We start from the raw sequence: 10,096 nt of genomic DNA, 5'->3' as shown, positions 1-10,096 counted from the left end.
CGCTTGGCTCACCGGGTCAGGGCTGCGTATTCTACGCTTTCCTGTTTTCGCGTCAAGCAGTTTTTGCAAACTTTCTTGAAGCGCTGTTGAAGTTGGCTTTCGCTCGCTTCAACCACCTTCACAACCCGCTACGCTTGGCGCTGCTTGCCGTGTCAGTGGATGCGCATTATAGGGAGCCCAAACTTTTGCGCAAGGGGTGTTTTTAAGTTTTTTTGTTTTTTTACCTCGTTTGCGGGAAAAACGACCTGACCTGCCGATTTTTCGGCCTTATAATGCGAAAAAACCGTCATTTTGTGAGATTTTTATGTCAAAGGCGCTGAGATCCTATAAAGGAATAGCCCCAAAACTGGGCGAAAATGTGTATATAGATGAAGCCTGTGTGCTGGTTGGTGATATTGAGCTTGATGATGATGCCAGCATTTGGCCCATGGTCGCTGCCCGTGGTGACGTGAACCATATCCGTATAGGAAAAAGGAGCAGTATCCAGGACGGCACCTGCTTACACGTTACCCGCAAGACTCCTGCCAAGCCCGACGGGCACCCGCTGATCATTGGTGATGACGTAACCGTAGGGCACAAAGCTATGCTGCATGGCTGCACTGTGGGTAACCGGGTGCTGATTGGCATGGGCGCTATTGTATTGGATGGCGCCCATGTGAGTGATGATGTAATTTTGGGCGCGGGCTCTTTGGTCCCCCCTGGCAAGGTATTGGAGAGTGGCTACTTATATGTAGGCAGCCCGGCCAAACAAGCCAGACCGCTGACCGAAGCTGAACTTAAGTTTCTGCCCCAATCAGCTCAAAACTACGTATTACTGAAAGATGAGTATTTGCAGGAGCAATCTCCTGCTTAAAGCTCTATTCGCCCCCACTCATCGAAGGCATCTTCTTCGATGAGTGCCTCGGCCATCTCTTCCACTTCAAAGCGCACACTTTCGAGCAGGGCGACCGCGTTGGTCACTGTCACTTCTTCTCCGCTCATCGCGGCAAGACGCTCAAATGGCAGGAGGCACTCTATACGCATCCCCTGTTGATGGGCCACCAGCATAAGCTGCTGCTTTTTACCATCAATAGAAATGGCATCGGCGAAGATAATACTCTGATTCATTTTACACTCCTGAAATAAGACTCTGCCGCAAGGTTTGCAGCACTGGCGCAGTATTAGGTCTCACCCTACGCCATAAATAAAAACTTTCAGCCGCCTGACTCACCAACATTCCCAGACCATCGATACACATTTTGGCTCCCAATGACTGAGCCCACTCATTAAAGACTGTTGGCTTGGCGCTATACATCATGTCATAGCACTGGGTCTTGCTGTCCACTGCGCTTGCGGCCAAAGCGGGCAAGTCACCACTAAGACTGGCCGAAGTTGAATTGATAATGACATCGAAGGCACTGCGGATCTTGTTACCTTCAACGACTTCGATATTGGCCTCAGGACACAGCGCAGCCAGCGCATTGGCCTTGTTCAAAGTACGGTTAGTGATAGTTAGTTTGGCACCAGCCCGGATAAGCGGCAGTAAGGCACCACGGGCGGCACCACCAGCCCCCACCAAAAGAACCCGCTTGCCACTTAACTCAACGCCATGCCTGATTAGGTCGGCCACCAGCCCCATGCCATCGGTGTTATCACCCCGAAGGCGTCCATCGGGCAGCTTTATCAGCGTATTCACCGCCCCGGCAATACGGGCATCGTCACTCAGTTCATCACAAAGTGCAAATGCCTGTTCTTTAAAAGGCACTGTGACATTGGCTCCTTTGCCACCCGCGGCCATAAAGTCTGCCACAGTGCCACCAAAGCCTTCCAGAGGCGCCAATATTGCCTCATAGCTGAGAACCTGCCCTGTTTCTCTGGCAAACATGGCGTGGATTTGCGGCGACTTGCTGTGGCTGATGGGATTGCCAACTACGGCGTATCTGTCTGTCATGGATAACAAATCGGCTGATGGAATTGGCTTCAGTCTACCCTCGCCCTTTTGGTTACGGCAATGGTGCCGTGCAGAGGAATTTTCAGGCACGCGACAAAAGCATAGCTGAGGTATACTGCGCGGCAGTGATTGCCAGGCAAAAACAGTAACAACTGAGTAGCACCATGAACTGGATAAAGAAGATATTCCGCCAACAACCCGCGGATGACCGGGACCCGAATCAGTCCAACGCGTATGAGATGATAGGTGGCGATAAAACCATACGCGCTATTGCCAGGCAATTTTACGCCCGCATGCAACAAGGAGAGGACACCCAAAATCTGCTGGCTATGCACCCGGGATCAATCGAACATTCGGAACAAAAGCTGTATGAGTTTTTGAGCGGCTGGCTCGGCGGACCTCAGCTGTTTCAGCAGAAATATGGCCATCCGGCACTGAGAGCACGCCATATGCCATTTGCTATAAATGAGCAAATGCGTGATCAGTGGCTGTTGTGCATGCAGCATGCGCTGGAACAGGAAGTGAAAAACGAGGAGCACCGCAAGGTAATCTACCAGGCCATAGCCACCCTGGCAGACCACATGCGTAACCAATAAGCCATCAAAAAGCTTATTGGTTACTCCTTTGAATCAATTTGCCAGCCAATCCTGAGGCTTGAGGAAGCGCTCGTACAGCTCAGCCTCGGGGGTTCCGGCTTCAGGGCCGTAGGCATATTGCCAACGCACCAGCGGCGGCATCGACATCAGAATCGATTCGGTGCGGCCACCGGTTTGCAGCCCAAACAGGGTGCCACGGTCGTACACCAGGTTAAATTCCACATAGCGGCCACGACGATAAAGCTGAAAATCACGCTCACGCTCACCGTAAACCGTGTCCTTGCGACGCTCTACAATGGGTCCATAGGCCTTGAGAAAACCCTTCCCCACCGCCTGCATATAGTTAAAGCACTTATCAAATTCCCAATGGTTAAGATCATCGAAGAACAGACCACCAACACCACGGGTTTCACCACGGTGTGGCAGGAAAAAGTACTTATCGCACCACTCTTTGTACTTGGGATACACATCATCGCCAAAAGGCTCACACAGATCTTTGGCGCTTTGGTGCCACTCTTTCACATCCGACTCAAACGGATAGTAAGGCGTTAAATCGAAACCACCACCAAACCACCACACGGGGTCAGCACCGTCTTTACGGGCAATAAAGAAGCGTACGTTGGCATGGGTAGTTGGGATATACGGGTTTTTGGGGTGGATAACCAAGGAAACCCCCATCGCCTCAAAGCTGCGACCAGCGAGCTCAGGCCGGTGCGCCGTAGCCGATGCAGGCATGGAGGCACCCATCACATGGGAGAAGTTCACCCCGGCCTGCTCAAACACTGCACCATCGGTCAGCACCCGGCTGATCCCACCGCCGCCCTCGGCGCGCTGCCAGCTGTCGGTGGCAAAGCTTGCTTTACCATCCAGCCCTTCCAGGCCAGCGCAGATGTCTGCTTGCAGCTGCATTAAAAACGCTTTTACCTCATCGGCGTTGGGAAGTCCCATGCTGTGTTCCTTCTTATCCTTGTCTGAAAATATGGCCTGTTAGAATATCAGTAATGGTGGACGGTTGACCGGACCCACCCAGCCGGCCCATCACCACGGCATCGATTTTATCGCCAAGCTGAGTTTGAACCTCTTCCAGCGTCAGAGCCGGCGGCTGACCTGCCAGGTTGGCACTGGTGGACACCAGCGGCTTTTGGCAGGCATCACACATGGCACGCACGCCTTCATGGGCGGTCACCCGCACGGCTATGGTATCAAAGCTGCCCCTGAGCATACGCGATACCCCAGCTCCGGCCGGAATCACAAAGGTGAAGGAACCCGGCCAGTTGTCCAAGGCTGTTTGCAACTGGCTCTCGGTCACTCGGCTTAAATCCAGATAAGGAGCCAACTGCTCGAAGCGGCTGGCTATGAGAATCAGCCCCTTTTCCCACGGTCGCTGCTTTACCGCCAGCAGCTTTTTGATTGCGGCGTCATTATCCGGGTCACAACCCAGCCCATATACGGCTTCGGTGGGATAGCTCAGCACGCCACCAGCTGCGACTATATCAGCAATTTCAGAGGGATTTACCTGTAGCAACACCGTCACCTCAAAGATTCATGGCACCTTACCAATGCCAGCTGTCATTGGGCTGGGCGCTCATTATAGCGACATGGGGGACAAGCATAAAGAATTGCGGCCCGAATCACAGCGGGCGTTTGTATTTGCACGGTTTATTGGGACACTCAAGCCGGGTGCCGCTTGCACCCTTTCGTTGAACCAACAGCCCGAAACCGCAATCAGGGCAAGACTCAGACACCGGTGGGTAGTTAACCAAAAACTTGCACTTGGGATAGCAGGAGCAGGCATAAAAGCCTTTTCCATAGCGATTGGTTCTGTGCTCCATCACCCCGGTTTGGCATACCGGGCAGGCAACCGCTTCTTCCGGCGTCGCCTGATCCGGCTTTTCGATGTGATGACACTCCGGGTATTGAGTACAACCGATAAAAATGCCGAACCGGCCGGATTTCACCGCCAGTTCATGGCCGCACTCAGGGCAGACAGAGCCTTCAATAACCTGAGTTTCAATGGATTCATGCTGTACCAGGGGACGGGTGTACTGGCAATTGGGGTAGTTGTTGCAGCCAACAAAACTGCCATGTTTGCTGTGACGCACCGACAGCTCGCTGCCGCACTCGGGGCAGAGCTCGAACTCACGCTCCAGGGCGTGCTCGTGGGCACTGAACAGGCTGTGATTTATTTTGGACATGGCGACCTCTACTGCAAACTGCCGCTATTTTAGCAATTGGCAGGCCTGGCCGAAAGCCAACAAGGTTGAATAACCCGCAGGCCTCAGGTGACGGCTAACCTTCACCATGGAGGAATGCTTTAGGGTGTAAACTGATAAGCACAATGTTATATTGTATCCAAAACAACAATAGAGACTTAACGTGAACTCCAAATCCCTCGCCCTCAGCCTGATGCTGACCCTAGCAGGCTGCGCTCAAACGCCCACATCAAACATCACAATCACAGATACGCTTAAGTCCAGGCTTGCCAACATTGAGCATACGCTGACAGCCGATAATGAACTCTACAGCAGTGCCAACTTCCACCTGGCGCTGGCACTGCTGCAAAGGCCAGAAACAGACCATGAGCAACTACTCGTTTACCTGCGTGCCTACAGTTATTTCGGTGATATGGAGGTAATGGATGCAAAGCAGGCTTCACGCCTTGCCGAAGTTCTGGCGCAACAGGCGCAGGCAGCTCCTGCCAGCAGCCGCGAACAAATCGCCGTAGTGGGCTATCGCTTCCTCGCCGATAAAGACCGCGGAGCCGAGATTGCACCTTTTATTGTTCTGCTGGCGTCGCAGCTAAAGCAATTGGCAGCACAACCTGCTTCACTCGAGCGGGACTATGCCCTGTGGGAAACCCTAAGAGCTTATGGCTTTTTACTGTTTGAAAGCCGCAAGCACCCGGATAGCAGCCTGGCCAAAACTATGTTGGCATCAAACGCCAAGGCAGTGTTGCTTGAGTTTGCCGCCAGCCCGGCAGCCATCAGCAGTAAAGATGGCTGGCCGTTGATGAATACCTATTGGGCGCTGGCGCTTTACCGTTTGGCATTGCCTGCCAGTGCCGATGGCGAGGCCACACCTGAAGAGCTGGCGCTGGATGAAGCAGTTAAAAACATCGCCGCAGCCGATGCCAAAAGTCGCGGCGAAGAGGCCAGAACGGCCTATACCCTGGGTTACCATGTGAACCGCTTTGCCGGTAAAGAAGCGTGCGAGCAGGATGAACTCTGCGTGATCCCAGACCTAACCCAGGTATTGCCCCAGCGCCATGAATGTTCAGACAGTTTGTATATCCTGTCTCAGGATTTGACCGAAGCGGAGTTTGACGAAAGCTGCACCCGACTGATTTCACAGGAAGACAGCTTTCACACCTTACTGCAAACCGGTCGCGCCCCCGTCCCAAATGACTTCAATCAGGCGCTGCAGGTCGTCGCTTTTAAAAGCTGGAGCCAATACAACGCTTACGGACAACTGCTGTTTGATATAGGTACAGACAATGGCGGCATGTACATCGAAGGCACACCATCCAAACCCGGTAATCAGGCGAGCTTTTTTGCCTTCCGCCAATGGTGGATTGCACCTGAATTTGCCATCTGGAACCTGAATCACGAATACGTGCATTATCTCGATGGTCGTTTCGTCAAATACGGCGGTTTTGGCCACTTCCCGGGTAAAATGGTGTGGTGGGCTGAAGGGCTGGCAGAGTATGTCTCCAAAGCGAATAACAACCCTGAAGCCCTCAAGCTGGCACGGGAAAATCGCGCCGAAGCGCCAACTCTGGCAGAGATTTTTGCCACCGAATACAGGGATGGATTGGATAGAACCTATCGCTGGAGTTATCTCGCCATTCGCTATCTGGCAGAAACTCGGCCGCCAGCGTTGGTGGAATTGTCTCACTGGTTAAAGACGGACTACTTTGAAGGCTATGACGCGCTGCTCGGCCAACTCGCCCACGAAGAACAAGCTGGCTTTGAGGTGTGGCTGGATGAACAGATCAAACAATCTGCGCCACAGGTGAGCGATACGCCAACATTACCCCACAAGCTAAACCGCTATGCCTACCGTGACTACTTAACACCAGCGCACCTGTTGCTGTCTGAGGATAAAAAGGGCGTGCATTTCCATTTCTAACGCCCCTTTTACTCACCCATGGCTTTGCTGAAGCAACGCAAGCCAAAGGCAGTATGAAAAAAGGAGACCTATGGTCTCCTCTTTTTTACTCAGTTCTTTGACAGAAAGCGCCTCGGCTCAGGAATGCAATCGACCCGGCTGCTCGTCGAACATCATATTTTCCATCTGGTTGTAAGCCATCTCCTGCCCGGGCGCATTGAAGAGTACCATCATCACCACCCACTTAAGGTCATCCAGAGTCAGGCTGGACTCATCCAAATCCATTACCCGGTCGATGACCATTTCACGGGCTTCAACGTTGAGCACTTTAATCTGTTCCAAAAACAGCAGGAAACCGCGGCATTCCACGTCCAGACGCTCAAGTTCATCAGGGGTGTATACCCGGAATGAGTGCTGCTCGTGGCTGCAAAGATAAGGCTGCTCACTGTCTCGCAAGTCGGCCAGATGCTCGAGCCAGTTCAACGCCTTGATAATTTCAGACTGACGGAAACCTGCCAGAACCAATTCTTTTTTCAGCTGGTCTTCGTCCACCAGCATATCCACTTCCAGGTCATTCTGAACATAGTTCTCGAATAGGTACATGAGGATGTCAAACATGGCTAATTCCTCCTGATTCTGACGTAACCACCGGGTACTGCAGCAACCCAACCTTGTAACTCCAACTCAAGTATTTGTTCCAGCACAAGATCTATCGGTTTACCACTATGTTCCACCAACCTGTCTAAGGGTGTGGTCTCATATTCTACACTAGCCAAGAGCTCCGGGTATGGCAACTCCTGACCTGCTTCAGCCTGGATATTGGGGCTTTGAGGCAACATATCAAGCTGACAACGCAAGATAGCGTCGAGTTCCTCTACTATATCGGCAGCCTCACAGACAAGTTTTGCCCCCTGACGCAATAAATCGTGGCAGCCCTGATGGCGCTCATCGAGGATGTTCCCCGGTACCGCAAACACCTCCCGGCCCTCCTCCATTGCCAAGCGGGCACTGATCAAAGAACCACTCTTGCGGGCGGCCTCTACCACCAGGGTCCCTAACGCCATCCCGGCGACAATCCGATTGCGCTTGGGGAAATTACCTGCGAACACACCAACATCTGGCCATAATTCACTGACCACACACCCCTTGGTTTGAATATCCTGATACAGCCCCAGATGCTTTTTGGGGTACACCTGCTCAATACCTGTACCGAGGATCCCATGGGTTACCCCGCCCACACTCAAACAGCCATGATGGCTGGCACCATCAATGCCTGCCGCAAGGCCGCTGACCACGGCAAGCCCACGACTGGCGATATCTGCCGCCAGCTTACGCGCTGTCTGCAGTCCGGTATAGCTGGCCGCCCTGCTGCCCACCATGGCCAAAGCCGGAATAAGCAACGCCTGCGGCTGACCTTTGACAAACAGCAAGGGAGGAGGATCGGAAATAGTTTTAAGGAGTGGTGGATAGCAATCGCTGTCCGGGCATAACAAATGGTTAAACTCGGAGTTGTCTTGCCATTGGAGCGCAAGATCCACTTTACGGTAATCAATAGTTAATGTGGACCGCAGAGAGGGCGGCAAAGACAGTGAGCCACTATCGGTTTCAAGCCTTTGCCTTAACTCTTCCACATCCATGTGTTCAAGTAACTGTCGGATCCGGGCAGGTCCAAGCCCGGAAACCGCACCGACAATCAGCCAGTCGACCAGCGTCTGGCTGATTTACTCCCCCTTAATCTCACTCTGAGAAGGCATAGAGAGTTTGTCATCCATACGAACCGGACGGCTGTTCACCATGATCAGGCCCATACTGACTTTATCAAACACCTTAAACACCATCAGATTTCCGTGGTAAACATTGGGCAGCTTGATGGCATCATCGCTGCCAAACTTGGCCATCAGGTCGCCATACGCATTACGATCGATGGCAGACACAGGGGTGCCTTCGTCATTGATCACCACGGTTTCACCATCGCGATGAATGGCAAAAACATCACCGGGCTCAACGCCATCGTTCAGACCTTTGCTGATATAGACCACATCCAGCTTACCGGCTTCACGAATATCTTTATCAGTGCCAAGCACATAGGCATCCTGCACATCGGCAGGTTTAGGCATAAAGTAAGCCGACAACATGGCATCGTCTTCGATAGGCAGCACCCGATAACCAGCCTTGGTTTCCCGTAGGTTGGTCAGCAATTGCACCTTGGAAATTTCACCGGATTCAATAACCCTGCCGCTGGCGCTAAGAATCACTTCCTGACCCAGTACTTCTTCAGTGACCTTATCTGAGAATGTTCTCCCCGCTTGATAAGCGGCGATTTTCATACCCACCGGTAAATTGGCCTGAACATAAATCACATCACTCTCAATGTGATACCGTGAAGGACTTTCACCCCCCAGAATCAATGGCTGTTGAGCAAACCAGTCTGCGTCAACCACACGGTTTTGACTCAAATAAGGCTGAATCACTTCAAGGCTGACAGCTGGAATGGCACCGCCCTTGGGCATCACTCGTCCCTCGGGGCTCTTGCGAACCTGAGGCTTGAGTACCAATCTTGGCTGACCATCGATAAATACCAGCGTCAAACGATCACCGGGATAAATCAGATGGGGGTTGGCAATTTGAGGGTTTGCCCCCCACAGCTTAGGCCACCGCCAGGGATCATTTAAAAATTTCCCGGAGATATCCCATAAGGTATCTCCCTTTACAACCACATAAGTGTCCGGATGGCCTGGCTTAAGAGTCAGGGTATCAGCCAATGCAAACGAACTGGTTACCGACATTAACGCGACTAGAATTAACCGTTTCATGGGAGCATCCATGTTGTTTGGCTCGTTAGGGCGAGCTTTTACTGTTATTGATTGTCACTACGGATTAAAATTGACCCAATAGCAAAGTCAGTATAACCAACTGGCTCAAATTTGACAGACTTGTTAAGAGTTTATGTATGCCTTTACTGAAAGTATTACGTTTCCCCGATGAAAGATTAAGAACCGTTGCCCAGCCGGTGACCCATTTTACTCCTGAACTTCAAGCTCAAATCGACAGCATGTTCGAAACCATGTACGAAGAAAAGGGTATTGGTCTGGCTGCCACTCAGGTGGATTTTCATCAACGCCTTATCGTTATGGATCTGCAGGACGATATCGAACGCCCCAATGTGTTCATTAACCCTGAAATTGTGGCCAAAAGCGGCGATTTTTGTAATGAAGAAGGCTGCCTTTCGGTGCCGGGTGTTTATGCCAAAGTGGACCGAAGTGAATTCGTGACTGTAAAAGCGCTCGACCGCCATGGCAAAGAGTTCAGCGTTGAAGCAGATGGCCTGTTTGCAATCTGCCTGCAGCACGAAATGGATCACCTTATGGGCAAGCTGTTTGTCGACTACCTGTCGCCACTCAAGCGCCAGCGTATTCGTCAGAAGCTGGAAAAAGCCGCTCGTCTCGAAAAATAAGATTCAGGT

Annotated in this window: 13 protein-coding genes; 5 read left to right on the top strand and 8 right to left on the bottom strand. The window is 52.0% G+C overall.

All coding sequences use genetic code 11. The annotated features are described in order from the left end of the window. The coding region (locus ABYK60_RS04980; protein WP_372870822.1) for a hypothetical protein at positions 1–206 on the top strand (206 nt) is incomplete at its 5' end. A gap of 98 nt (positions 207–304) precedes the next feature. After that, positions 305–853: a gamma carbonic anhydrase family protein gene (locus tag ABYK60_RS04975; RefSeq protein WP_372870821.1), complete on the top strand. Its 549-nt coding sequence runs from the start codon at positions 305–307 to the stop codon at positions 851–853. Here the strand turns inward: ABYK60_RS04975 and ABYK60_RS04970 are convergent. Together ABYK60_RS04970 and aroE are read right to left on the bottom strand one after the other, a co-directional pair. Next, entirely contained in the window at positions 850–1,107 is a 258-nt protein-coding gene (locus tag ABYK60_RS04970; RefSeq protein WP_372870820.1) for a DUF1488 domain-containing protein, read from the bottom strand. The genes ABYK60_RS04975 and ABYK60_RS04970 overlap by 4 nt on opposite strands. 1 nt (position 1,108) lies before the next feature. After that, positions 1,109–1,930: a shikimate dehydrogenase gene (gene aroE, locus ABYK60_RS04965; RefSeq protein ID WP_372870819.1), complete on the bottom strand. Its 822-nt coding sequence runs from the start codon at positions 1,928–1,930 to the stop codon at positions 1,109–1,111. 164 nt (positions 1,931–2,094) lie between these two features. On the opposite strand from aroE, the gene ABYK60_RS04960 reads away from it, so the two are divergent. Continuing rightward, positions 2,095–2,526: a group II truncated hemoglobin gene (locus ABYK60_RS04960; protein ID WP_372870818.1), complete on the top strand. Its 432-nt coding sequence runs from the start codon at positions 2,095–2,097 to the stop codon at positions 2,524–2,526. A gap of 33 nt (positions 2,527–2,559) precedes the next feature. On the opposite strand, the gene hemF is transcribed toward ABYK60_RS04960, so the two are convergent. The 3 genes from hemF to ABYK60_RS04945 form a co-directional block, all read right to left on the bottom strand. Next, positions 2,560–3,474 (bottom strand): oxygen-dependent coproporphyrinogen oxidase, encoded by a 915-nt coding sequence (hemF, locus tag ABYK60_RS04955; RefSeq protein WP_372870817.1) that lies wholly within the window; start codon positions 3,472–3,474, stop codon positions 2,560–2,562. Positions 3,475–3,487: 13 nt separating this feature from the next. Beyond that, positions 3,488–4,051, bottom strand: a complete 564-nt coding sequence (locus tag ABYK60_RS04950) for an L-threonylcarbamoyladenylate synthase (protein ID WP_372870825.1) — start codon at positions 4,049–4,051, stop codon at positions 3,488–3,490. A gap of 106 nt (positions 4,052–4,157) precedes the next feature. Next, positions 4,158–4,721 (bottom strand): topoisomerase DNA-binding C4 zinc finger domain-containing protein, encoded by a 564-nt coding sequence (locus ABYK60_RS04945; protein WP_372870816.1) that lies wholly within the window; start codon positions 4,719–4,721, stop codon positions 4,158–4,160. Between the two features lie 181 nt (positions 4,722–4,902). Between ABYK60_RS04945 and ABYK60_RS04940 the strand changes: the two genes are divergently transcribed. Continuing rightward, on the top strand, positions 4,903–6,654 hold the full coding sequence (locus tag ABYK60_RS04940; protein ID WP_372870815.1) for a collagenase: 1,752 nt from the start codon (positions 4,903–4,905) through the stop codon (positions 6,652–6,654). 117 nt (positions 6,655–6,771) lie between these two features. Here ABYK60_RS04940 and ABYK60_RS04935 read toward each other — a convergent pair whose 3' ends face one another. The 3 genes from ABYK60_RS04935 to ABYK60_RS04925 all read right to left on the bottom strand — a co-directional run bounded on the left by ABYK60_RS04935 (position 6,772) and on the right by ABYK60_RS04925 (position 9,458). After that, positions 6,772–7,251 (bottom strand): DUF494 family protein, encoded by a 480-nt coding sequence (locus tag ABYK60_RS04935; RefSeq protein ID WP_372870814.1) that lies wholly within the window; start codon positions 7,249–7,251, stop codon positions 6,772–6,774. A 2-nt stretch (positions 7,252–7,253) separates the two neighbouring features. Continuing rightward, positions 7,254–8,270 carry a DNA-processing protein DprA gene (dprA, locus tag ABYK60_RS04930; protein ID WP_372870813.1) on the bottom strand — a complete coding sequence of 339 codons (1,017 nt, stop codon included), beginning with the start codon at positions 8,268–8,270 and terminating at the stop codon, positions 7,254–7,256. A gap of 84 nt (positions 8,271–8,354) precedes the next feature. After that, the gene (locus ABYK60_RS04925) at positions 8,355–9,458 is read right to left on the bottom strand and encodes a LysM peptidoglycan-binding domain-containing protein (RefSeq protein ID WP_372870812.1); all 1,104 of its coding nucleotides are present in this window, start codon (positions 9,456–9,458) and stop codon (positions 8,355–8,357) included. A gap of 125 nt (positions 9,459–9,583) precedes the next feature. Between ABYK60_RS04925 and def the strand changes: the two genes are divergently transcribed. Continuing rightward, positions 9,584–10,087, top strand: a complete 504-nt coding sequence (def, locus tag ABYK60_RS04920) for a peptide deformylase (RefSeq protein ID WP_372870811.1) — start codon at positions 9,584–9,586, stop codon at positions 10,085–10,087. Positions 10,088–10,096 lie beyond the last annotated feature (9 nt).

This window comes from Shewanella sp. (assembly GCF_041630135.1).
GTDB lineage: Bacteria > Pseudomonadota > Gammaproteobacteria > Enterobacterales > Shewanellaceae > Shewanella.
The sequence above is the reverse complement of the archived record's forward strand: the minus strand, read 5'-3'. Positions and strand labels throughout refer to the sequence as shown.